This window comes from Paraburkholderia sp. RAU2J, from assembly GCF_003634845.1.
Classification (GTDB): Bacteria; Pseudomonadota; Gammaproteobacteria; order Burkholderiales; family Burkholderiaceae; genus Paraburkholderia; species Paraburkholderia fynbosensis.
This window is the reverse complement of the sequence record NZ_RBXG01000003.1, coordinates 862,963-886,259: the sequence shown is the minus strand read 5'-3', so window position 1 is coordinate 886,259 and position 23,297 is coordinate 862,963. Positions and strand designations below refer to the sequence as shown.

The 23,297-nt window shown below is 59.9% G+C and carries 16 protein-coding genes and 2 pseudogenes; 7 read left to right on the top strand and 11 right to left on the bottom strand.

Translation table 11 applies throughout. From position 1 onward, the window contains the following. The first annotated feature begins 85 nt into the window (after window positions 1-85). From sulP to B0G69_RS35410, 4 genes are all read left to right on the top strand, one after another. Window positions 86-1,861 (top strand): sulfate permease, encoded by a 1,776-nt coding sequence (sulP, locus tag B0G69_RS35425; RefSeq protein WP_121324735.1) that lies wholly within the window; start codon window positions 86-88, stop codon window positions 1,859-1,861. A gap of 825 nt (window positions 1,862-2,686) precedes the next feature. Then, on the top strand, window positions 2,687-3,406 hold the full coding sequence (locus B0G69_RS35420) for a potassium channel family protein (RefSeq protein ID WP_241991637.1): 720 nt from the start codon (window positions 2,687-2,689) through the stop codon (window positions 3,404-3,406). 141 nt (window positions 3,407-3,547) lie between these two features. Further along, window positions 3,548-4,225: a carbonic anhydrase gene (locus B0G69_RS35415; RefSeq protein ID WP_121324734.1), complete on the top strand. Its 678-nt coding sequence runs from the start codon at window positions 3,548-3,550 to the stop codon at window positions 4,223-4,225. Window positions 4,226-4,890: 665 nt separating this feature from the next. Continuing rightward, window positions 4,891-5,952 (top strand): class I SAM-dependent methyltransferase, encoded by a 1,062-nt coding sequence (locus tag B0G69_RS35410; RefSeq protein WP_121324733.1) that lies wholly within the window; start codon window positions 4,891-4,893, stop codon window positions 5,950-5,952. A 475-nt stretch (window positions 5,953-6,427) separates the two neighbouring features. Here B0G69_RS35410 and B0G69_RS35400 read toward each other — a convergent pair whose 3' ends face one another. From B0G69_RS35400 to B0G69_RS35375, 6 genes are all read right to left on the bottom strand, one after another. Continuing rightward, complete coding sequence (locus B0G69_RS35400) at window positions 6,428-8,107, bottom strand: ATP-binding cassette domain-containing protein (RefSeq protein ID WP_121324731.1); 1,680 nt, start codon at window positions 8,105-8,107, stop codon at window positions 6,428-6,430. 233 nt (window positions 8,108-8,340) lie between these two features. Then, entirely contained in the window at window positions 8,341-9,693 is a 1,353-nt protein-coding gene (locus tag B0G69_RS35395; RefSeq protein WP_121324730.1) for an epoxide hydrolase family protein, read from the bottom strand. A 108-nt stretch (window positions 9,694-9,801) separates the two neighbouring features. Beyond that, window positions 9,802-10,737: an SDR family NAD(P)-dependent oxidoreductase gene (locus tag B0G69_RS35390; RefSeq protein ID WP_121324729.1), complete on the bottom strand. Its 936-nt coding sequence runs from the start codon at window positions 10,735-10,737 to the stop codon at window positions 9,802-9,804. 71 nt (window positions 10,738-10,808) lie between these two features. Next, a complete protein-coding gene (locus B0G69_RS35385) occupies window positions 10,809-11,801 on the bottom strand; it encodes a carbon-nitrogen hydrolase family protein (RefSeq protein ID WP_121324728.1) in 993 nt (330 codons plus the stop codon). A 69-nt stretch (window positions 11,802-11,870) separates the two neighbouring features. Next, window positions 11,871-12,308, bottom strand: coding sequence for a MarR family winged helix-turn-helix transcriptional regulator (locus B0G69_RS35380; protein ID WP_241991636.1), 438 nt, complete (start codon window positions 12,306-12,308; stop codon window positions 11,871-11,873). Window positions 12,309-12,598: 290 nt separating this feature from the next. Further along, complete coding sequence (locus B0G69_RS35375; RefSeq protein ID WP_241991635.1) at window positions 12,599-13,123, bottom strand: hypothetical protein; 525 nt, start codon at window positions 13,121-13,123, stop codon at window positions 12,599-12,601. A 69-nt stretch (window positions 13,124-13,192) separates the two neighbouring features. Here B0G69_RS35375 and B0G69_RS35370 point away from each other — a divergent pair, with 69 nt between their 5' ends. Beyond that, window positions 13,193-14,227, top strand: coding sequence for a helix-turn-helix domain-containing protein (locus B0G69_RS35370; RefSeq protein ID WP_121324725.1), 1,035 nt, complete (start codon window positions 13,193-13,195; stop codon window positions 14,225-14,227). A gap of 218 nt (window positions 14,228-14,445) precedes the next feature. Here B0G69_RS35370 and B0G69_RS35365 read toward each other — a convergent pair whose 3' ends face one another. After that, window positions 14,446-15,015, bottom strand: coding sequence for a GNAT family N-acetyltransferase (locus B0G69_RS35365; RefSeq protein WP_121324724.1), 570 nt, complete (start codon window positions 15,013-15,015; stop codon window positions 14,446-14,448). Window positions 15,016-15,363: 348 nt separating this feature from the next. Between B0G69_RS35365 and B0G69_RS35360 the strand changes: the two genes are divergently transcribed. After that, entirely contained in the window at window positions 15,364-15,927 is a 564-nt protein-coding gene (locus B0G69_RS35360; protein ID WP_121324723.1) for a YSC84-related protein, read from the top strand. 333 nt (window positions 15,928-16,260) lie between these two features. Here B0G69_RS35360 and B0G69_RS35355 read toward each other — a convergent pair whose 3' ends face one another. The 4 genes and pseudogenes from B0G69_RS35355 to B0G69_RS42395 all read right to left on the bottom strand — a co-directional run. Further along, entirely contained in the window at window positions 16,261-17,676 is a 1,416-nt protein-coding gene (locus B0G69_RS35355) for a transposase (protein WP_121324722.1), read from the bottom strand. A gap of 376 nt (window positions 17,677-18,052) precedes the next feature. Then, complete coding sequence (locus tag B0G69_RS35350) at window positions 18,053-19,642, bottom strand: EAL domain-containing protein (RefSeq protein WP_121324721.1); 1,590 nt, start codon at window positions 19,640-19,642, stop codon at window positions 18,053-18,055. Window positions 19,643-20,309: 667 nt separating this feature from the next. After that, window positions 20,310-21,455: a glycosyltransferase family 9 protein gene (locus tag B0G69_RS42400; protein WP_241991694.1), complete on the bottom strand. Its 1,146-nt coding sequence runs from the start codon at window positions 21,453-21,455 to the stop codon at window positions 20,310-20,312. A gap of 303 nt (window positions 21,456-21,758) precedes the next feature. Then, window positions 21,759-22,559, bottom strand: a pseudogene (locus B0G69_RS42395) (O-antigen ligase family protein); the annotation flags it as partial. Between the two features lie 433 nt (window positions 22,560-22,992). On the opposite strand from B0G69_RS42395, the pseudogene B0G69_RS42390 reads away from it, so the two are divergent. Next, window positions 22,993-23,276 (top strand): annotated as a pseudogene (locus B0G69_RS42390) (lipid A biosynthesis lauroyl acyltransferase); the annotation flags it as partial. Window positions 23,277-23,297: the final 21 nt, after the last annotated feature.

Sequence of the window (23,297 nt, the reverse complement as noted above, 5' to 3'; positions counted from 1 at the left end):
AGCTGGCCGGTCAAGCAGGTACGCTTGAAGAGTCGAGAGCATACTGTCACCATCCACGCCTCTCAATCGTCTGAAGGTGCGAACCATGCGGACCGATACCCCTTTTCGCCCGGAGCGCGACACAAGAAGCGCACAACGATGGCTTCGCTCGTTGCCCGGTATTCAGGTCGTCAAAGGATATCAGGCAAGCTGGCTACCGAAGGATCTGGCCGCAGGGCTGGTGCTGACCACGATGTTAGTGCCGGTCGGCATCGCTTACGCGGCGGCTTCGGGCGTACCGGGCGTATGCGGCCTGTACGCGACGATTGTTCCGCTGCTCGCCTATGCGGTATTTGGGCCCAGCCGAATATTGGTGCTCGGGCCGGATTCCGCGCTCGCCGCACCCATATTGGCGGTGGTTGCGCCGCTCGCCGCCGGCGATCCCTCTCGCGCGATTGCGGTGGCCAGCATGATGGCCGTCGTCTCCGGTGTGGTCTGCATCGTGATGGGAATCTTGCGGCTGGGCTTCATTACCGAACTGCTGTCCAAGCCCATCCGTTACGGCTACATGAACGGCATTGCGCTCGCGGTGCTGATCAGCCAGTTGCCCAAGCTGTTCGCCATCTCCATCGAGGAACAAGGACCGCTTCGCGATCTCATCAGCCTTGTGCAGGCCATCGCCGCGGGCAAGGCCAATTGGATCAGCTTCGCAGTGGGCGCGGGAAGCCTCGTGCTCATCCTCTTTCTGAAGCGTTTTGAAAAGCTCCCGGGCATTCTCATCGCAGTCGTGCTGGCGACGCTGGCTGTCAGCGTATTCGGCCTCGACAATCTCGGCGTCAAGGTGCTCGGCAAGATTCCGCAGGGACTGCCAGCGTTCGCGCTGCCGTGGGCAAGCGGCGTGGACCTGGCGAAGATCGTCCTTGGCGGCAGCGCGGTCGCGCTCATCGCATTCGCCGATACCAGCGTGCTGTCGCGAACCTTCGCTGCGCGCGCCAACAGCCGGGTCGACCCGAACCAGGAGATGATCGGCCTCGGCGTCGCCAACCTTGCGGCCGGACTTTTCCAGGGCTTCCCGATCAGCAGCAGTTCCTCTCGCACCCCCGTGGCGGAAGCAGCAGGCGCGAAGACGCAGTTGACGGGCGTCGTAGGCGCCGTGGCGGTCGCAGCGTTGCTGCTGGTGGCACCGAACCTGTTGCGCTTTCTGCCCACCAGCGCGCTCGCCGCAGTGGTCATTGCGGCAGCCATTGGCCTCTTCGAGATCAACGACCTCAAGCGCATTTTTCGCATTCAGCAATGGGAGTTCTGGCTATCCATTGCGTGTCTGGCGGGCGTCGCTGTCTTTGGCGCCATCCCCGGTATCTGCCTTGCGGTGGCAATAGCGATCATTGAATTTCTGTGGGACGGCTGGAGACCGCATTTCGCGGTTCTCGGGCGCGTTCCTGGCTTGCGCGGCTACCACGACCTGGAGCGCTATCCGCATGGTGAGGCGATTTCCGGTCTCGTTCTGTTCCGTTGGGATGCACCGCTCTTCTTCGCCAACGCCGAGCTGTTTCAGGAGCGTCTGTCACAGGTCATCGCGCAATCGCCGACACCCGTTCGCAGAGTGGTCGTGGCTGCAGAGCCGATGACGAGCGTGGACGTGACATCGGCCGATATGCTTCGCGACTTAGTCCGCAAGCTGAAAGCGCTTGGCATCGAGTTGCACTTCGCCGAGCTTAAGGATCCTGTGCGCGACAAGTTCAGGCGCTTCGAAATGACGGACCTTCTCGGGGACACGCAATTCCATCCCACGATAGGCAGTGCGGTCGATGACCATCTTGGCAGTCGTGCCGTCAAGGAGCATCGTGGCGACGCCGGTCCGACGCCGTTGGAGGAGACGTGACCGGTCAATGGCTTGCGTGGGAGAATCCGCTCCCGGTGGCTCTGATTTGTGCCATCGTGGACGACAGCAATAGATGCTCGTTTTCGTCGGGAGAGCTTGTCCTGGATTTGGATCCAGGAGCATGCAAATGCGGCTTGCCGGCCAATAAACGACAGTCGTCAACGCTCTGGCAATGTCGATCTAGCGGCTTCTCTGCGTCGGACAGCCACCATCGAGTCGACGCTGGGCAGTGGTCGGCCATGAATGACAATGGCCGTTCGTCGGGCCACGATCAAACTAACTATTCGGAAAATATCCATCTATATTTGGAACACCCGGTCGCGCCACGTCATTGTCTTGACTCCCTCAGAGTCGAGGCTTGTGCATGCCCCACGTTTGCGCTTGTGTGCCGAGGCGACTGGTCGACGACGAGGGGCATCATGGCCTATATATCATTGGACGGAACACGCAGGGACGGGCGCATTCGCAACAGCGGGCGACTGGCACCGTTCCCGCATCGACCGCTCCCCCGGCGCCCCAGCGACCTGGCGGGCGTCGTCAACGCCGCTGTGCCGATTAGCGGAACGGGTATCGCGCAGGTTCTGACCCACGGGCTCCACCGGGCGGCGCAGAACCTCGCGGTCAATCAGGCGCGTCGCCAGGCGTTCAAGCCGAGATCCCTCGGCGGACCTTGAGCTGCGTTTCAACTTATACGTTGGGTGCGCAAGTGATATCTCGAAACAGCACGCCGATCGGTCACCGTGGGCTCCCGCTTTTGCCAAACGGCGGCTCGTTGCCCGGTCCGCCTGTCGGCGTTACTGGCCTTTGGCGGCCTCGAATTGGCACATGTTACGAACCGAGCGAGAGATCAATATGGCTGTCGATGCCACGCGCGACGCCCTGTCGCGTATTTTTTTCCAGCGTTGCTTCTGGCTGTTTGCCGTGCTCCTCGCTCTCATCGGCGGGGTGTCGTTTGTCCCTGCGACCGACCATGGCCGCTTGGTGATAAGCAGTGTCAACATGTTTCTCCTCATCGCGACGGTCGCAGCTGTCGGGCGCACGTCACTGTCGTTCGTCGTCGGGCTGTTACTCGCCGTTCCCGCAGTGTGGTTCCAGTATCTGGGTCTCTGGCACGACAGCGACATGGACCTGACATGGTCGTGGATGTTCAGCGCCGCACTTTATTTCATGACCACCGCCTATCTGCTCCGCTACGTTTTCCAACCGAAGATCATGACGCAGGACAAGCTGTTTGGCGCTGCGGCTGCGTATCTCCTGATCGGTGTGCTCTGGGCGTACCTTTACGCGATCGTCGGATTCTTCTATCCGCAGTCATACATGATTGTCGGGCAACCGGGGCGACTGGTCTATGCTGATGCCCTTTACCTGAGCATAACCGTGCTCACCAGTACAGGCTTTGGAGACGTGACGCCGCTCACGCGCCAGGCGCGCGGCCTATGCATGATCGAGCAGATAAGCGGAGCTTTATTCGTCGCGATACTCATCGCCCGCTTGGCCGGGGTTTATCCGCCGCGAGAGAGTTATATCGACGACAAAGAGCCGTAGGCAGTCGACGATTGCGCCTGCGCGCGCAAGCAGACTGGAATCTGATTGCGGAGCACTGAGGCTCGCCCGTATCCCGACGCGCGAGAACCGGGCAGATCGTCAGGCTCGACGGCGCACAACTATTTGGTTCGGAGGCACGCCATGCGCAAACTCATAATGGGCATTGTCGAATTCCGCGAGAAAATGCTGCCGCAATATGCAGAGCAGTTCAGTAAGCTTGCGCTCGCCCAGACACCTGACGCACTCTTCATCACGTGCTCGGACAGTCGGGTTGTACCGGACCTGCTCGCATCTACTCACCCGGGCGATCTTTTCACTATGCGCAATGTCGGCAACTTGATACCGCCGGCGACCGCGGAAGGGGTCTCGACCGGCGACCTCTCCGAGGCAGGCGCGATCGAGTACGCAGTGTTGATCCTGAAAGTCTCGAATATTGTCGTGTGTGGGCATTCCGAATGCGGCGCGATGAAAGCCGTATATGCACGCAACCCGAAGCTGAAAGCGCCGAACCTCGATAAATGGCTATACCATGCCAACACTGCGGCGTTTCGTCTCGAACACGAAGGCCCGCTCGACGACAGGCTAAAGCCGCACGACCAATTGTCCCAACTCAATGTCCTTGTGCAAATCGAGCATCTGATGACCTACCCGATCGTCCGCCAGCAGGTCACCGCCGGGGCGTTGGTATTGAGTGGCTGGTGGTTCGACATCGCGACCGGCGACATGTATGCCTATGAGCGGGCGAGCCGGTCGTTCGAGGTCATTGACCGCGCGCTGGCTGAGCGGCTTGCTGCGCGCCTCGCTTCGCGCGCGCGGTGAGAGTGGGCGCTGTTCCCTTGGAGTGTATTTTTTTGGTTCAGAGGGGTCATAATTTGCATCGATCATTTGCAGCGGACCGCGTGGCAATGGCTTGTCGCGAATCACTGAAGCGGACGCGGTGAATTGCCGTTGACAACGCCAACGGCGAAAATGGCCAACGACTTGCCGGATGGCGATAACGACAGGTGCCCCTTTTGACTTCGAAAGCTGCCATTGACGTTGCTTGAGGCTCAACGGCTGGAGTGGGGTCGACATGAGCCGGTCGTCGTCGGACCCGGTCCGGCCGTGAAGCGGCATGAGAAGAGTGGGCGGACGCTTTTGGTCGTCCGGGCGCAGGGTCGAACTCGGCAATTTGGCATCAGGCTCACTTCGGGCCACAACCTGTCGCTCAGTGAGCGGAGAAATCTGCCGTTGGAACGGCAGCAATTACCCGGCGTTTTGCTGACCTTCGCAACCCGGTGCCGGTGAATGTCGGCTGTGTCATGGATGAATGGGTCTTCCCGACCCATCGTCGTCCTTCACCACTGCGGCCTGATGGGCCATACATTGTCGTTTCATTCTGCTATTGCCTACCTATACTCTGCAAGGGCGTCGTTAGTTTTACTACAAGGAACGACAGCCCTTTTTCGTCAGATGTATTCTGCCTTCGTAGCGTGAGGTGGCACATGCAATACGACCAACAGAAAGTGGAAGACTTCATGGGGCGTATGGTTGGAGAGTTCGGCGCCGTGGCGTGCGCGCCGCTGATCGCGCTCGGCGACCGGCTCGGCCTCTATAAAGCGATGACCGAGCAGGGCTGGATGACCTCGGAGCAGGTCGCCGAACGCGCCGGTCTCGCCGAACGATACGTGCGCGAATGGCTCGCAGCGCAAGCTGCATCCGGTTTCATTGACTATGACCCTTCGACCGCCCGCTATCAGCTCGCCAATGAAATGGCGATGTGCTTTGCCGAAGAAACGAGCCCGACTTTTATCCCCGGCTTCTGCGACTGCGCCGAAGCGATGTTCCGCAGCTTGCCGAAACTCGAAGCCGCGTTTCGCACGGGTTTGGGCGTCGGTTGGCATCAGCATCATCCATCACTGTTCCGGGGTACTGAACGATTCTTTCGTCCGGGCTATGCAGCGCATCTCGTCGATGAATGGATCCCCGCGCTCGACGGAGTACAAGAGATTCTCAAGGGGCGTGGCGCGAAAGTCGCGGATGTTGGCTGTGGCCACGGCGCATCCACGATACTGATGGCTCAGGCATACCCAAACGCGGCTTTCATCGGCTTCGATTATCACGAACCGTCCGTGCAGAGAGCACGTGAACTTGCCGACGCCGCGGGCCTCGGCGACCGCGTCACGTTTGAAGTCGCAACCGCGCAGCAATATCCTGGAAAGGACTACGACCTCGTCGCATTCTTCGATTGCCTGCACGATATGGGCGACCCGACGGGCGCAGCAGCACACGTCCTGCAAACGCTGCGATCCGATGGATCGTGGATGATCGTGGAACCGTTCGCGAATGACCGCCTCGAAGACAATATCAATCCTGTCGGACGGGTATTCTATTCTGCGTCGACGATGATCTGCACAGGCGCATCGTTATCACAGGAAGGCAGAAGAGCGCTCGGCGCGCAGGCGGGCGAAGCGCGGCTCAGAGAAGTCGTGACTGCCGGCGGCTTCACGCGCTTCAGGCGCGCAACGCAAACGCCGTTCAATCTGGTTTTTCAGGCGCAGGCGTGAACGTGGCTCGCTTGCCGGAAACCGCGCGAGCGAGGCACAAAAGTCGTCGGAAGCGCGGAAGGCGTCAATCGTCAATGTGGCGAAGAGATGCGCGCCAGACTGAGCCAAACATCACGCGAAGATCGCGGCACGGGAGGGCAAGATTGCACGTCATGGCGACCTCGTTCGTGCAGCATTAGGTGTGACCGCAATGAACAGTCTCTCGAATTGAGCGCCGGATTCGCACGTTCGGCTACATTGCTCCTGAGGCAATGCCCGTCGGCTTATAAGTGACGCTCGATTCCCGAGGACTTTTGCCCTGCGTGATTGAACATCCGTTGAACGACCGAGAGCGGGCTTTTGCCTATAAGCTTCAAACGGCTCTTTGTGGCCGATACCTTGATTGGAGCGCGCTTGTCCGCACCAATGCTGAAGACGTTGGCGAACGTCCGCGCTTCGTCTGCCATGCAACGCCCGCCGCCCGCCTGGAGCTAACTCAGGCGATGGCCTTCTGCTCTGCGGCAGCCTGCTCGCGCATGCGACGGGCTTCGTCGCGCAGGAACTGCTGGTAATCGTCCAGATCGCCGTCGAAGGGCTCGACGCCGCCCCTGGTGACCAGCCAGAACTCATCACATACCGCGCGCAGCAGGGCCCGGTCGTGACTGACCAGCATCACCGTGCCCTCGAATTCGTTGAGCGCCATGGCTAGCGCTTCGCGTGTGGCCAGGTCGAGGTGGTTGGTAGGCTCGTCGAGCAGCAGCAGGTTGGGGCGCTGCCACACGATCATGCACAACACGAGCCGCGCCTTTTCGCCGCCGCTCATCGTGCTAACCGCCTGATGGACCGTGTCGCCACTGAAGTTGAAAGTGCCGAGGAAGGTGCGAAGCGATTGTTCGGTTCCACTCTGGCCGGGAGCGCGCATGTGAGCCGGCGTGTCCCTGGCAAGGCGGATCATGTGTTCCATCGGCGTGTCGAGCGGGCGCAGCACGTCGAGCTCCTGCTGGGCGAAGTAGCCGATGTTCAGGCCTTTGCCTTCGCTGATTTCGCCGGCAATCGGCGCCAGCGCGTGCGCTACCGTCTTCACCAGCGTGGACTTGCCTTGGCCGTTGGCACCGAGAATGCCGATCCGCTGTCCGGCCAGCACGGAACGGTTGATGCCCCGCACGATGACCGTGGGCGGCGTGCCCGGCAGTGCGCCGGTCGGCGCGGGGTAGCCGAAGCTCGTGTCCAGCATCGACAACAGCGGGTTCGGGACGTTGAGGGGCTCCTTGAACTCGAAGGTGAACTCCGCATCGGCCAGCACCGGTGCGATCTTTTCCATGCGTTCGAGCGCCTTGACCCTGCTCTGCGCCTGTTTCGCCTTCGAGGCCTTGGCCTTGAATCGGTCGATGAATTTCTGCAGGTGAGCGATCTTGTCCGCCTGCCTGGCCACTGCAGCCTGCTGCAATACGAGCTGCTCGGCGCGCATGTCTTCGAACTTGCTGTAGTTGCCGCCGTAACGCACGAGCTTGGCGTTGTCGACGTGCACCGTCACCTGCGTCACCGCGTCGAGGAATTCGCGATCGTGGCTGATCACTACCAGGGTTCCTTGATAGCGTTTGAGCCAGGCTTCCAGCCAGACCAGCGCGTCGAGGTCAAGGTGGTTGGTCGGCTCGTCGAGCAGCAGCAGGTCGGACGGGCACATGAGCGCGCGCGCCAGTTGCAGTCGCATGCGCCAGCCGCCGGAGAAGCTGTTGACCGGCTGGACAAGCTGCGCAGCACTGAAGCCAAGGCCCAGGATCAGCGCTTGGGCACGTGCGGGGGCATCGTGTGCACCGGCGTCGTGCAGGGCCATATAGGCGTGGGCCATGCGCATGCCGTCGTCGCTGGCTTCGGCGGCGGCTGCTTCGGCCTGCGCGGCCAACAACATGGTGTCACCCTCGATTACGAAGTCCGTCGCGCTCTGCTCGGTCTCCGGCATCTCCTGGGCGACCTGGCCCATCTTCCACGCAGCGGGAATCGAGAACTCGCCGCTGTCTTCGTGCAGCGTGCCGTTGAGAAGGCCAAAGAAGGACGATTTACCGGCGCCATTGCGGCCGACAAGACCAATCTTTTCGCCGGGGGCGAATGTGATGGACGCGCAGTCGAGTACGACATTAACGCCGCGGCGCAGCGTGAGATTACGGACAGAAATCATAAGGAGCCACTTCGAAGAAGATTGGCATGATAGCCGACCGGACGTGCAGGCCTGTTTCTTTTCTGATCCGCTTGCGCTTTGCGGCGCCCACCGGCAACAAAGCGAGGTAAGCCATGGTGCACCGGGCGTTCCGGCTGCGGGGCCAGCGAACTTGGCGGTGGATGACGGATCCGCAGTGCATCTCTCGCCATTCAAGAGACAGTTAAAGAGAAGCCGAAGTCCCTTCCCGTCCGCTACCCGCGCACAGGTCTCAATCCCGCGCGAACCTCTTGCGCAAACAGATGCGGCTGCTCCCACGCCGCGAAGTGACCACCTGTTTCGGGCCGGTTGTAATAGACGAGGTTGTGATATGCCCGCTGTGTCCAACTGCGCGGGGCCTGATAGTTCTCACCGGGAAAAGCACTGATGGCGGCCGGAACGGAGACGTCGGCGGCAGCGTAAAAGTTGAAGTGCGACTCCCAGTAGAAGCGGGCCGCAGAAACCCCCGTGTTCGTCAGCCAGTAGAGCGTGATGTCGTCGAGGACATCGTTTCGAGTCAGCTCGCCCGATGAGTGTCCGTTGATCGTGCGCCCGTACACGGCTGAGGTGAGTGCAGACGCAGGCTGGCCATAGCCGTCCGGATGATCGAGAAGCCAACTCGCCAGTGCAACGGGCGAGTCCGACAGCCCGTAGAGCGTTTGCGGGCGCGTACCCTGCTCCAATGCGTAGGCACGCCGCTTCGACAGCGCGCTCAGCTGGTCGTAGGCCAGCTTTTCTTCGGCCGAGAGGCCGGCTGGCGCCGGATCGTTGACTTGCAGCGCCTTTGCGATCTCGGGTGGAATCGTCGCGGGGAAATTGACGTGAATGCCGATCAGCTCAGGCGGCGCCTGCCTCGCCATCACGTTCGCCAGAATGCCGCCGAGGTCACCGCCTTGCGCCGCGAATTTCGCATAACCCAGGCGTTTCATCAGCACCGCCCAGGCGCGCGCCGTGCGCTCCGGACCCCAGCCGATTTCCCTGGGCTTGCCTGAGAACCCATAGCCCGGCAACGAGGGAATGACAAGATGGAACGCGTCCGATGCGCTCTCACCATAGGCCGTCGGGTTGGTCAGCGGGTCGATGATCTTCAGTTGCTCTATGACCGAACCGGGCCAGCCGTGCGTGACCACGAGCGGCATCGCGTTTTCATGTTTCGATCGGACGTGGATGAAATGGATGTCCACCCCATCGATCTCGGTAACAAAATTTGGTAGCGAATTCAGCCTTGCTTCGACCTTGCGCCAGTCGTAATCGGTCGACCAGTGATGCGCGAGTTCCTGAATCATCGCGAGCGGCACGCCTTGCGAATCATCGGTGACCGTTTCCCGATCTGGCCATCTCGTCGCCTTGATGCGTCGCCGCAAATCGATCAGTTGCGACTCAGGCACATGGATGCGAAGCGGACGAATGGCCGTTTTGTCGCCACCAGTTGGTTGGGTCACGTCGGTGATGGCCAGATTCGGGTCCGCAAAGGCGAGCTGACTCAATGAGCCGGCGGCAACGGCGGCCGCTGCCACGCTAACAAAGCGACGGCGAGAGGGAGACTGGGGAAGCATGCTGTCTGACATGATTTTTCCGATTGTCGAAAAAGCGATGTTCTCTATGAGTAGCAGCGTAGTCTCACGCGTTATCGATGGCGATCGCGATAGAACAGTGTGTGCAGGAACGCGAAGGCGTTAAGCGGTGCCCTTGCCGGGCGTAAACTCGGCAGCATGGAGTTGCACGAATTCGCGCATGCTAGTCGGCGCCTTGCCGATGAGCCTGGACAGATCGTCGGTCATACGGTCGTATCTTCCTTGCGTATGGAGTTCAGCCATCACGCCGAGGTGATCGACGAGATGCGCCGGTACGCCGGCTTTGCGCAGCGTATTGGTCCACGCAGCAAGCGGCACATCGCGGTAAAGGATCGTCCGGCCCAGTGCGTCGGAAAAAGCACGCGCGTAGTGCTCGAGATCAGCCGACTCGCGTCCCGTCAGGTTATAGACATGACCGATATGCGGCGCCGGATCGTCGAGAATGACGGACACGGCGTGCGCCACGTCGACCGCCGAGATCGGCGAGGTGCGGCTAGTGCCTAACGGCAACGCCAGTTCGTCGCGATCACGCACGCCTACATCGGCGAGCCGCAGAAAGAAACCTTCGAGAAAGACCGTGGGCCGCACTGTGACAACCGGCAACCCGGACCATGCCAATACCTGCTCGGCGAGCCAGTGCAGCTTGTGCTGAGGGCTGTTGGTGGTCTCAGTGATGCTCATTTCCGTGACTGTCATCTGCGACATGTTCACGAGGGCTTCGATCCCATGATGGCGCGCGACGGCAGCCACGTTGACCGTGGCCTCCAGATAGTTCGCCGAGATCGACATGCCGAAATAAATGCGCGCGCACCCCTCGATCGCACGATGCATCGAGGCGAGATCGGTCAGGTCGCCCACCATGACTTGCGCGCCGAGTCGACGCAGATCTTCAGCACGCTCATCTTCACGGCGAACCAGGGCGCGTACTTTATGCCCTCTGGCGAGCAGCATTTCCGTGACGTTGCGCCCGATGCCACCGATCGCGCCGGCAGCGCCGGTTACGAGAATCGAACGATCCTGTGTAGATTGACTTGTCATATCCTTCACCTCTTCATGAGTACAAGACTATTTATGCATATGCACACTTAAGGACGAACCGAGTCCGGAGCTTAGGCAACCGTGGTGCGCATGTCGTCCAGGCCCTGTTCTGCGATCGGATTGTCGTGATCGATGCGTTCGTGAATATGCGCGGTCGGCGTACGATCGATCATCAGACTCAGCAGTTCTGGCCGGTTGTAATGGCCTACCGAATCCATCAACAACTTGCGTCGGTCAATCATCGTGAAGTCGAGATCGGCAATGACCTCGCCCTCGCCAGACCGCAGCGGTTCGCCGATCAGCATGCCTTCGGGTGTCACGATGGTGGTGAAGCAGCCACCCGAGATCGGTCCGATCGCGCAGCCCGTGTCTTTCATGATTTGCGCCTGCTGGTCGGCGTCCAGCCACGCCGTAGCGTTGACGACGAAACAGCCCGACTCCAGCGCATGCTGACGGATATTGATTTCCATCCGTTGGGCAAAGCCCTCGCCGAAAGCTGAACCCGGATACATGGCCGAGTGGATCTGCTCGCCATCGGCCATCATCGCGTAGCGCGCCAGCGGGTTGTTGTGCTCGAAGCATGCGAGTTGCCCAATGCGGCCGACCTTGCTATCTACGGCGCGCAGACCCGACCCGTCGCCCTGACCCCAGATCATCCGTTCGAAATGCGTGGGCGTGATCTTGCGGCGGCGCTGGATCAGCGTGCCGTCTGCATCGAAGAGTAATTGCGTGTTGTAGATGGTTCCACCGTCACGCTCGTTGACGCCAATCGAGACCACCATGCCGGCCTTTCGCGCAGCCTCACCGATCGCATCGGTTGCAGGCGACGGCACGGTTACCGATTGGTCGAGCAGCCTCAGATGCTCGGTTCCGGAAAGAAGCTGAATGCCCGTCTGGACGGCAGCGAAGTAAGGGTAATAAGGCACCACGGTTTCCGGAAACGTGGCGAACTGCACGCCCTTCTCACCGAGATCGTGAATCTTTCGCACGACCTTGGCGACTGTTGCCTCACGGCTATAGAGCACCGGGCTGATCTGGACTGCGGCAGCTTTAACGACTTTCATTGCAAACTCCGTTATCGATAAGGATGGGCGCGGAGCGCCTTAATGGTGTTGCATATGCAACATTGGTGATTAAAAAAATGAGCTCGTGCGGTACGGCAAGTCGCCCGCGATACCCATGAGCGCGTCGGCACCGACTGCGCCGACGAGTGCCCTCGCTTTTGCCTGCGCAGCCGACCACGCAGGCGCCGTGTTGCAGAGCAATGCGTTGCCTTGTCCCGTCAACGAAAGAGGACGACTGCGGACATTGCTTCCTGATACACCTTCGCAAACCAACCCGCGCGAGATGAGAGGCCGCAAATTTCTCGTCAGCGTCGTGCGGTCGTGACAATTGCGGCGCCCGAGGTCCGAGCGGCTCAGTGGCCCAAATTCGACGATGAGCACAAGCAGTGTGAATTGAGACGCGTTGACGCCGAACGGCCGTACCGCCTCGTCGTAAATCGCGGTCAAGACCCTGGAAATCTGCCGCGTGCGCGTGAGCAGACAGTTAAGTGCGATCTCGCTACTCATGACACGCCCTGCTTCGGGTTGAACGTCTAACGACATGTTCGGCTCAAGTTGCATATGCAATATATTGAAGGTCAAATTTCAGACTACGAACGATCTGTACGATTCAAGCGCAGCTAGTCGGGCAGCCGCCTGACTAATCGGACTCACCGCGCGATGAACGTATTTGAGCGCGTCGACGTATTCCGTATGTGTCTGGGAAGGGGGGTTTTGTGACTAGACGTGTCAGAGCGACGGGCAGATACGTTGCGATACAAAACCAAGCTGCGTCAGTGCATACGGTGTATGCGTTGTTACATCGACGCGGCATTCAACGCATCGGCTTCCGGTCCGCTCAGATAGAGCTCACGGAATCGCTCGTCGACCCGCTCCCACATCAGCTTCGAAAACAGCATCGCAGCATTCAGCGGGCGATGGTTGATCACCACGGAATCGGCGTCACCCCTTTCGTTCAGGTGCGCCACGAGCAGAGTCTCGATCGGCACGCCCTGAATTTGCGAGCGATAGGACTCCATGTAGAGCCCCTCGCCTATCTCGCCCTTGTAGCTGTGATGCTGGAACTCATAGAGCGAAACAGCGTGCTTGATGACTGCGAGGATATCGGCCCGACCTTCGACCGGACGCTTCAGGACCGTGGCCTCAAGCGTTGCATTTTCGGACAGTCTGGCGAGCCAGAACGGCAGACCGCCAGCAGGCGCCAGGACCGGCGCCGTATCGTTGAATTTCATTTCGGATTCTCCTTCGGAGGTATGGGAGCTGTTAGCGAGCACGGCATCCTTGCCGTCTCGCGGATTGAGGCGTTTCGGTGGGGCGATCATCGGCCTTTACGAGGGGACCGGGAAGTGGCAGCATCGCCATTGTTCGAGGAAGATAAGACACGTGCGCACATGACCACGATTCGGATCTGGGTGTATGACGGCATTCTGGCGTCGGGCGTCGCGGGCCCTATCGACGTCCTGAACGCCGCCAATCATCTGAGCGGCAAGTTAGCCGCGCGCGGGTCCAAACCTGTACCCATGTTCACGTGGCGCGTCGAATCGCTAGATGGACAGCCGGTCACGGCTGCTTCGGGCCAGAGCATTCAGGTGGACGGCAAAATCGATCCACGCAAACGGGCAGAAGCCATTCTGCTAACGGCGCCGTTTTTTTCTGACATGGGCGTGTTCATCGGCCGACGGGAGCAGTTAAATGCGCTGTCTTCCGCGCTACGGCGCCAACGCAAAGCGGGCGCCGTGCTGGCCGCATACTGCACCGGCAACTATCTGCTTGCCGAGGCGGGCCTACTGGATGGCCGGGTCGCCACCACGCACTGGGCCAGTGCGACTGACTTCGCCCGACGGTATCCGCGTGTCGAACTTCGGGCGCGCGAAGTCCTGACCTGGCAAGACGGCATTATCTCGGGCGGTTCGGTGACGTCCTATCTCAATCTTGCGGTGCGGCTGGTCGAAATGTTTGCCGGCGAGAAGCTTGCCGCCATGACAGCCAAGTCGTTACTGATCGATATGAACCGGACTTCCCAAGCGTCCTATGCCAAGCTTGTCGAGGACCACGGTCATCTCGATTCACTCGTCGCACGCGCTCAGCAGCGCATGGAGGCGACACTTCAGCAGGCGTTTCGGCTGAGCGAGCTAGCCGCGTGGCTCGCGGTCAGCGAACGGACGCTCAACCGGCGTTTCAAGCAGGCAGTCGGCCTTGCGCCGTTGACGTATTTGCAAAACCTGCGCATTGAGGTAGCCAAACAGTTGCTGGAGTCCAGGCCCATTGGCCTGGATATGGTCAGTCAGCGAGTGGGCTATGGAGACATCAGTACGTTTCGACAGCTGTTCAAGCGAAAGACGGGTCTCTCGCCGAGCGAATATCGAATGCGATTTGCACGCGCGAGCGTGACAGACGGGCGCGAGTCGCATAGCGCGGCTGATTGACAATCGGGTGGGCCGCCGAGAAGGAATTCCCCTGGCGCACAACCGCCGGCAGTCGTTCACATTAGTCAATGGTCAGCTTTCGTCTGCGATTACCGGATGAAAATGTGTTCGCCCAGACCCATCGAATGGCCGTTTGCGGAGCGGATGCGACATCCGAACGTCCGAACGGTGAGATTGGCGAATGACGCTTCCTGGCCGAACAGGGTCCGACAGGCTCCTCAGTCGGCTAGCTCAATGCGATAACGAAGAGTTTCAGCGAATCCGTAGGCGGCCGTCTTTTTGAACCGTTCGATCAGGACACCGCTGCATGCTGCGATCACCCGCTGTGAGGCTATATTTTCGGGATCAACCGTTAGCTCAACGTAAGACAGGCCTTGTAGCCTCGCTTCGCCCAGCATCAAGTTGAGCGCCTGCCTGGCGTAGCCGTTGCCTCTCTTCCACGGCATGACCGAGAAGCCGATATGTCCGAGTACACACGGCGGCAACTCGGCAGTTCCAGCCTGCCAACGAAATCCGATTGCGCCGCTGACATCGCCGTCCCAAATCCATCGAACAATGCTTGGCAGGCGAGCGATCGTCGATCCGTCGGGCAAAGGAATCGGGCCGCCCGCTGCGGTCGGATCATTCAGCCCATCGACGAATGCCTCCGCGTTCAATTCGATAGCGTGCAACTGTTCGCGGGCCGCGACCTCCTTGCGAGCATTGTCAGGTGACCATCCCGCCTCAAGGGCCGAAACGTAGCTCGGCAGCAATGCAATTGTAGGCCTCAAGAGTTCAATTTCGGTCATCGTCTTGTTCGTGTCAGGAAGGATGATTGTCAACAGTTTAAGCGGTGGCGTCGAGTGTCTCAAAGTGGCCGTACCCGGGTCGACGGCGAACGCACCAAACCGATCCGGTCCAGCCGTTTGAACTAATCCGCCCAGCGTCTCAAACTCGACACGAAGCTGCCGTAGGGGTATAAAAGGTCGCGTAGAGCAGAGAGGGACCGAGCCGGCTTCAGACACCTGTGACGCCGCTATGAGGCCAAACTCCAATTGTCTTGACGGCAAGCATGTACCGTTATTGATATGACTTGGGAAGATCCCGAGGCGGGGCGTTCGTTTTAGCCAGATCGATTTTCGAATGGAGCGCGTGTCATGACCAGGTATCTGCGGCTTTTTCTTACAGTCCCGATTCTGTTGTTCACGATGGCCTGTTCGACGCAGCAGAATGCTCCCTCAGGCATGGGTGATCCAGAACTGGAGGCACAAGCGCGCGCGGCGCTCCAGCAACTGTTTGACACGGCTCCCAGGGCTAGAGACCTTCATGACCGGGCGAAAGCAGTTCTTGTGTTCCCGAACATCTTCCGGGCGGGCCTCGGAGTCGGCGGGCAAGGCGGAAGAGGCGTGCTGTTCGGTCCCGACGGCAAAGTCCTGGGCCACTTCCGAGCCACAGGGGTTTCGTGGGGCCTGCAGGCTGGTGCGCAGACGCTCTCGGAGGCGTTGTTCCTGATGAGCGACGCAGCCGCGCGCCAGCCCTTCGATAGCAGCGGATGGTCCGTTGGCGTAGGCCCAAGTATCGTAGTCGTGGACGCGGGCGCAGCCAGGTCGATGAACACCACAACGCTGCAGGCAGATGTCTACGCATTTATCTTCGGCCAGCAGGGGTTGATGGCCGGGCTCGGCGTGCAAGGCCAACGGATTACGAGGCTCAACCTGTGACGTGAGCGACGGCCCCGTCGAGCCGGGGCGTCTCCCTCCAGATTTGCGACTTCGCCGCGACTGTGTTCCCCTCTCGCCCGTATAAGCTCATTGAGGCCACTCGCGACCCCTCCGTCGTCAAGGACACTTACTATAACCTCGGGCTATAGAAGCGTCCCGGACTGAACCTGCCGGCGGTAGGGCGAGGTGCGCCGAACTCATTGTCATCTGTGCGCCGGATTGCGTTGAAAAAGTCCTGTTTTGGATCAGGGCGCGGGAGTTGGCACGACGTTATCGAGTTGTGACGATCGGCGAAGTGGTGAACTTGGGCAAGGCAACGATCCTCATTTCTCGTCATGCAACTGCCTGGTTCATCGGCTTGCTTCCTGACATGAACCGCTTGGCCATTCTTCGCAGGTTTTGCGCAGTCGCTGCCATCAGGAACTCATCATGAGCACCGCTTGGACCTCGCAGTCGCAAACGGTCCAGTTTCAGGATGCGTTTGAGATGGGCAAAGAGCATTTCCACCTTCTTTCGCTCACGGCAAGATCGCTTGTATTCAGGCGTCTTCGCAATACGCCTGGCCTCGTCGCGTGCAGCTTCATGGATGCTGCGGCCGATCTTGCGAAATGGTGTATTCGGACAGCAGCGATCCTTCATCGAACAGCTCTCGCAGTCGAGCTGACTTGCCCGATAGATGATCGTGTCAGCCTTCGTGACGCGCGAGCGCGGATTCCTGAATTTGCGCCGATCACTGCGTAGTGCGTGCCCGGTGGGACAGCGATATTCATTGGCCAGTTCATCCCATAGGAACTCGCTGCTGGACAATGTATTGTCCTTGCGCGTCGTTTTATCCCAGACCGGAACATGCGGTGCAATCTCCTTCTCTTCGATCATCCAGGCAAGCATCGCTGCCGAGCCATACGCGGTGTCGCCTGCAAGACGTCGAGGTTTGAGATCATGCCGCCGCTCAACGCGGTCAATCATCGTCCTGGTTGATTCCACTTCGTGCGAACGGTTCGCGGGCGTCGCCTCGACGTCCACGATGATCCCTGCCTGCAGGTCAATCAGATAATTGGTCGAGTAGGCGAAGAACGGCAAGCCGCCCTTCGCGGCTGTCCAGCTCGCAGCGGGATCCGTCAGAGACATCCTCTTTGGAGGGGCCGATGTCTCTGCCACCTCCGCCGCTTCGGTGCCCGCTGGATTCGCTTCTTCCAATGCTTCCAGATACTCCACCACTGCACGGCTTTGTCCCTTGACGCAACCCCAGTCGATGGGCCCAGAACCCGGAACACCGCGTGCAGAGCTCGCGTCGGCTCTGATGATGCCTGCGTCAATCGCGAATCCTTCACCCTTTACGAGCCCTTCGGACATGCACCGACCCAACACCGACTCGAACACATGGCGCAGCACATCGCTATCGCGGAAGCGACCGTGGCGATTCTTGGAGAATGTCGAGTGTTCGGGTACGGCGTCTTCCAGACCCAGGCGGCAGAACCATCGATATGCCAGATTCAGATGCACCTCTTCGCATAGCCTGCGCTCGGATCGGATGCCGAAACAGTAGCCCACAATCAACATGCGGATCATGAGCTCTGGATCAATCGATGGCCGACCCATCGGACTGTAAAACGGTGCGAGATGCTGGCGTAGATCACGCAGATCAAGGAAGTGATCGATGCCTCTCAACAGGTGCTCGCGAGGGACGTGATTATCAAGGTTGAACGAGTAGAAGAGTTTGTCCTGTCCGCTGCCCAGTTGACCCATCATGACGAATCACTCCCGTCGATCGATGTCTTCCAGGATACCGAACATTCCGAACCACGGGCGACTTTTTCAACACAATCGGATGTAAAGCCGACAATCCAATGCTACGTCTCCCGCCACCATAAATGGCTGGTTGTGGCCGAGAGCACCAGTTCCGTGAACGTTCTACAGAGCCGACGTTGGAGTCGTCAACGACTGCTTTCCGGCGACGTGGATGAACGCGTACTGCCGGCCATTTCCGGACCCACGGATCAGACATGGAGGCGTCTGCTGTTGCGGGTACAAGAGACGATCGGTTTCCAGCATACCCCGGAAAGTGGTGTCGTCGGGCAGTTGCGGTTCGTAGCTGCATTTGGCACGCGTGGCAGTGCATTGCGCACTAGGATTGTTGATGGATCGGCTGAAGCGTCGATCTGCTTTCGTTAAGCCAGACGACAAGTTCATTAACCCGCATGGCCTTCGCAAACAACCATCCCTGTCCATACTGGACGCCTCTCTGCACCAGATATTCGACCTGGACATCGCGCTCGACCCCTTCCGCCACGATTTCCACCCCCAGTTCGTGTGCCATGTCGATGATATGAGGCGCGACGACGCTGGATGCTGCGTCTTGTGCAATGGTGTCGATAAATGACTTGTCAATTTTCAGGACATCGATCGTAAAGGTTTGCAGATACGACAGGCTGGAATACCCGGTTCCAAAATCATCGATATAGACAGGGTGGCCAGCATCCCTGAATGCCGCTATTGTTTGCCGCGTCGCTTTGGCATCCATGAAGCTTCGCTCCGTTGCTTCGATTCTGACCTGAGCAGGTCGAATACCCGTCTCCTGCAGCCGGGCCGCAAGAACATTCAGGAAACGGCGCGTCCGCAAATCTTCGCTACTCACGTTGATTGAAACGTAGAACGAAGGACGCGAGCGCAAGATCTTCGACAACTCGTCAAGCGTCTTGTCCAGTACGAGGTCAGTCAACTGCTGAATAAGGCCGCTTTGCTCCGCGACCGCGACAAAGATTTCCGGCGAGATGTGGCGTCCGTTCAGGTTCCACCTGACGAGCGCTTCTACGCCAACGCATTCGCCGCTCGTGAGGCGGACGATCGGCTGGAAAACGACATCGAGTTTCTTGCGTGCTATAGCCCATTCGAGCGTCGCCGGGAAGGAGAGTTGCCGCGAGATTCGCCTGAACGCAAGCCAACCAAGCCCACCTCCGACAACGAGACCAATCGAAAGCCACATCACGAGCAAACCAGGCCAGTGGCCCACGAGGCTACTACGTGGAGACTTGACTACCACTCCGAGGGGCCGGCTTGACGAACGGGCGACAGCGTAGTGCCATTGTTCATTGTTCACATGCCCAGCCAGCTTCCATGCGTTGAGCATGTCGTCGGCGTCCGCACCAGGTGACGACGCAAGGATTGTGTTTGTCTCGACATTGATCGCTGCGACCGGTCTCCCGGCGGGGTCGATAATATCGACGTAGGACTGTGGGTCGATCGAGACGTAATTTCCATGGCGGCCAATCTGAATATCCTGGCGCTCGTCGCTGAGGGGGTTCTTCTGCCTGTACCAGAGCAGATAGCCGTCCTTGCTCTGCCAATCGGGCGCGGGCATCGTCAGACGCTGCGCCCGAACGTCGCCTAAAAGCGGTGAGCACAGATATTGTCCGCCGCCGTAAGCACCAGCGTCCTGCACGTACCGGTAATTGAAAACCACGCGGGCAAACTGTGCAACCTGGGCGGGAGAGCAGGGACTGCCGGGGAGCGCCTCCATGTCGGCAATTGCAGCGAATGCCTGGTAGGTGACAAGTTCCACACGCATCACAGCTTTCGCGGCGAACTGCTGCAGATCTTCCTGCTCGCGACGTTCTGCATCCTCGTCTGCGATATAGATGCTCGTCAGTACTGGGGCAACTGTAACTATGCAGCCCAGTGCGATGGAAGCAGAAATTAGCGACCGCCGCTTGATCATCTCGCAAGTGTCATCGTGAATGACTATAAGGGAGGCTTCGCGCCACAGGTGCGGCACGCTCAGGGGCGAACGCGCGGGATTACGATGCCAGCATGGAGGATAGTATCTGGAGCTATTTTTTTCAATGCGTCTGATTAATGCGCCCTCTATCCGCTCCAGGGCAAATGCGAACGGCCGATCTTCGAAGGGCCGCGGGCATTTGTGGCTTAGTCGCCTGAGTCCGCACAGGGTCGGGCTGCGTCAGTCCGCTCTTCAAACTCATCGCCCGAAAGCGGCCAGTGGAATTCCGCTGCCTGAAAGTAGCCAGTCGGCAGTGCGCACTCCCGACCCACTGCGGCCCTTCGGGTCGGCTCTCCGTCAATGGCTGTTCCCAAGGTACAACCGTCATTCGTGCGGCCATGTCGGCCGGCAAGTTCACGGGGCGGACACTCGCGAATCGTCGCAAAACCGGAGCAGCAACGTCCGCTGTCGCAACTTTCGTTGCTTTTACGGATTATTCAAAGCCCATACTATTACTACACAGGCGCATAGCGTTGTCGCAAAGCGCGCTGGCCACGAGCATGCAGTTGAATAGTCTTCGCTTGAACTGCTATGCCGTCGAAGTGTATTTATTTATCTGGCACCCCATTGTAAGTCCGACCCTTCAGGCAACGCCCACAGGGCGCGTCTATCGGCTGATGTCGACGATCCTGGCCTGTGTCGGCGCCTGAATACCAAGCAGTTGCGCAGCGACAGCAATCACGCGGCTTGCCCGCAGGCCGGTCAGACAATCGCTTGTGCTTTCCTCGTGCCGGCCGCACCCTTCCTGCCGGCACGGAACGCACTCGTTCTCCCCCTGCAACAGGTACACGTTGCCGCGCAGGCCTGAGCCGCGTCGAGCCCATGGCGCCTCACCCACCGGCCAGTTCCATGGCCACGGGCCCCAGCGAACCGGGTCGCCTGGGCCGAACAGCGCGATCGTCAACGTGCCGCATGCGGCCGCAACGTGCGTGGTACCCGTATCGGGACCAATGAAGAGCTTCGCGCGCCGGATCATTTCCGCCGTTTCGCCGAACGTCAGCTCACCGACAAGATTCAGGATCGGCTCGCCAGCCGCCACGACCAGCTGCGCGGCATACGCGCGCTCGGCCTGCGCCGGTCCTCCACTCAGCGCGACGGCAAAGCCATGCGCGCGCAGCCAGCGGATCGTTGCGGCCCAGCCATCGACGGTCCATTTCTTATACCCGTACATGGGGCACAGATGCAGCACGACCATGGGCTGCGCCGGCATCGCGCCGGGCGGCGCATTGAGCCGCGCCTCGAACCGGGCTCTACGCTCGAGATCGGGACCGATGCCCGGTGCGACCACCTCCGCACGCGGCGTCACACCCACCAGCAGCGCCAGTTCCAGGGTGGTCGACACCACGTGTGCCTGCAGTTGCCAGTCGAGCGCGATACGGTGAAGCATGAGGCGAGCAAACCACTTCTCGCGATCGGCATTGACGAGCCCGATCCGCTTGCGGCCGGCAAGCCACGTATAAATCAGTGCGCGATCGGAGTCGGTGGCTGCACAGGCCAGATCGTAACGCCGCCAGATCCCCGCCGCGTCGGCAATTCGCTCACGCAGCGGGACGCGCTGAGCGACCGTAATGACGCGGCGCAGGTCCGGGTTGTGCTCAAGTACCCCCTCTGTGCCCCGAAACACGATCATATCTATCATGGCTTCGGGCCATTGCGTCTTCATCGACCGGACAAGCGGTGTCACCATCAACACATCGCCTATGCGACGTGGGCAGGCCACGAGAATCGTTCGCGGAGGCCGTGCCAGCTTCAGCGGACGCGAGTTGTCCACCTTCGTTCGCGCAGATCGTCCCCGCTTCAGCGCACGTGAGTTGCCCACTTCGCCGATTTCCCGCTTGCGCGCCTCGATGCACGCAAGCAGTGTTGCTACATTCAGCGCGAAAAAAGCTGCGCTCATCACGAGCGTCAACGCGTCGATCGTCAACCCGAAGATGATCGTACTGCCAACCACGGCGAGTCCCAGATACGATGCGGTAGCGATTTCGCCGTCCGCGCTGAGCCGGTTCCGCCAGAACGGTGTGAAGGTCCCGACGTACAGAAGCAGCAGTGCGGCCACGCCCACCGTTCCCATTTGGGAAAGCGTCGAAAAGAACTCGCTATGTGCGCCCGCGTTGACGATCGCCCGCGGCGCCTCGGCGCGTTGGGCAAGCTCGTTCAGCGCCTCCTCCAGACGGCCGCGCCCCACGCCAAACGCCGGATGGCGCGAGTACAGGAGCGCGGACGCGCGCCACAATTGAAGCCGCAGGCCAAGCGACGTATCGATGTTGCCTTGCTGCATTTCCTTGATGTCGGACACGGTCGCGTCGACCCGCTGACGAACAATGCTGGTGGATCCGAGTGCCAGGAAAAACGCCACGATCGCAGAGCCCAATGTCATGCGTGCCCGCCTGCTGACTAGCCAGTGCCGGCCGCCGACGGTTGTCCATACGAGCAGCGCCACCGCAATCCAGCCCCCGCGGGAGCCCGACAGATATGACGCATATCCGCCGAGCAGAAACGCCGCAATCTTGATCGCCACCTCAGCTATGCGTGCGCGCCTGCCTCGCGTAATCGACACAATCGACAGGAAACCGAGCAGCAATGCTGTGTCGCCGAAAGGGATCGGGTTGGTAAATGAATTGCCGAGGCGACCGGAGGCGACCCAGACGACTGGGTGAAAGTGCGCGTAGATGGCCCACGTACCGACGCCCAGTGCGCCCGCCACAAATCCCCATTGCACGAGTCGGAGTTGCCGGTACGCCAGCGACGTCAGATAGAAAAAGCTGGGGACGACGAGAGCCAGCCGCAGGAATGGATCGAGCGCTGGGAACGTGCTGCTTCGAAAAACCGCTAGCTGGAACAGCACGACCGCCGGCATGCCGATCAGACCCAGCACGAAGAGCCGGTGCTCGCGAAACAGCGCCGCCGCGCAACGCCGATGCTCGGCTTTGCCAAGGTAGACCAAAGCGAGCGCGAAAATAACGAAAAAGCAGTAGCCGGTGCCCCCTCTTATCGACAGCATTACAGCCGGCGACAAGACGACAGCCAAGGTAGCGACACAGCCTGATAGTTGGTTGGTACGCATCACGTCAGAACCTAAAGTCTAGCGAGGAGCAGCAGCCCAAGCCGATTGTGCCATGCGCACCGTCCATATTGAATGCAGAAGCGAATGGCTCAAGCTGAGCCCAGCCCGGAAATTCGAAATCGTTCGACTGGCCCGCTTCGACGCGTTAGGCTTGAGCTTCCGTGACCGACCGACTTCCGCCGTTCGGCGCGAGATTGTCGCGAACGCCGCTTTCAAGCGGTCCGTTGTCAGTGCAAGGCGGCGCGGCAGGTTTGGCGCGGAGATGATCGAACGTTCTACGAGCGCCAGAAAGATTGTGTGATTACTTCGTTCTGGCAAACCAGTATGCTCGCGGCGGACATGGATCATGGTATCGACAACTCTGTTTTTGTTCCATTCTTCGACGTTCCCGCCTGCACGCTGACATCCGCTTCGCGGTTTCTTGAGGCTCAGATTTTGCGATTTCCGGAACAGTATTACTGGGTGCATCGCCGCTTCAAACACCGCCCACCCGGCGTTCCAGCCGTCTACTACAATACTGCGTGGCCGGCG

Bases quoted from the DNA above. Each gene is read 5' to 3' on its own strand.
- sulP (WP_121324735.1), top strand. From the start codon at position 86: ATGCGGACCGATACCCCTTTTCGCCCGGAGCGCGACACAAGAAGCGCA.
- B0G69_RS35420 (WP_241991637.1), top strand. From the start codon at position 2,687: ATGTTACGAACCGAGCGAGAGATCAATATGGCTGTCGATGCCACGCGC.
- B0G69_RS35415 (WP_121324734.1), top strand. From the start codon at position 3,548: ATGCGCAAACTCATAATGGGCATTGTCGAATTCCGCGAGAAAATGCTG.
- B0G69_RS35410 (WP_121324733.1), top strand. From the start codon at position 4,891: ATGCAATACGACCAACAGAAAGTGGAAGACTTCATGGGGCGTATGGTT.
- B0G69_RS35400 (WP_121324731.1), bottom strand. From the start codon at position 8,107: ATGATTTCTGTCCGTAATCTCACGCTGCGCCGCGGCGTTAATGTCGTA.
- B0G69_RS35395 (WP_121324730.1), bottom strand. From the start codon at position 9,693: ATGTCAGACAGCATGCTTCCCCAGTCTCCCTCTCGCCGTCGCTTTGTT.
- B0G69_RS35390 (WP_121324729.1), bottom strand. From the start codon at position 10,737: ATGACAAGTCAATCTACACAGGATCGTTCGATTCTCGTAACCGGCGCT.
- B0G69_RS35385 (WP_121324728.1), bottom strand. From the start codon at position 11,801: ATGAAAGTCGTTAAAGCTGCCGCAGTCCAGATCAGCCCGGTGCTCTAT.
- B0G69_RS35380 (WP_241991636.1), bottom strand. From the start codon at position 12,308: ATGAGTAGCGAGATCGCACTTAACTGTCTGCTCACGCGCACGCGGCAG.
- B0G69_RS35375 (WP_241991635.1), bottom strand. From the start codon at position 13,123: ATGATCGCCCCACCGAAACGCCTCAATCCGCGAGACGGCAAGGATGCC.
- B0G69_RS35370 (WP_121324725.1), top strand. From the start codon at position 13,193: ATGACCACGATTCGGATCTGGGTGTATGACGGCATTCTGGCGTCGGGC.
- B0G69_RS35365 (WP_121324724.1), bottom strand. From the start codon at position 15,015: ATGACCGAAATTGAACTCTTGAGGCCTACAATTGCATTGCTGCCGAGC.
- B0G69_RS35360 (WP_121324723.1), top strand. From the start codon at position 15,364: ATGACCAGGTATCTGCGGCTTTTTCTTACAGTCCCGATTCTGTTGTTC.
- B0G69_RS35355 (WP_121324722.1), bottom strand. From the start codon at position 17,676: ATGATGGGTCAACTGGGCAGCGGACAGGACAAACTCTTCTACTCGTTC.
- B0G69_RS35350 (WP_121324721.1), bottom strand. From the start codon at position 19,642: ATGATCAAGCGGCGGTCGCTAATTTCTGCTTCCATCGCACTGGGCTGC.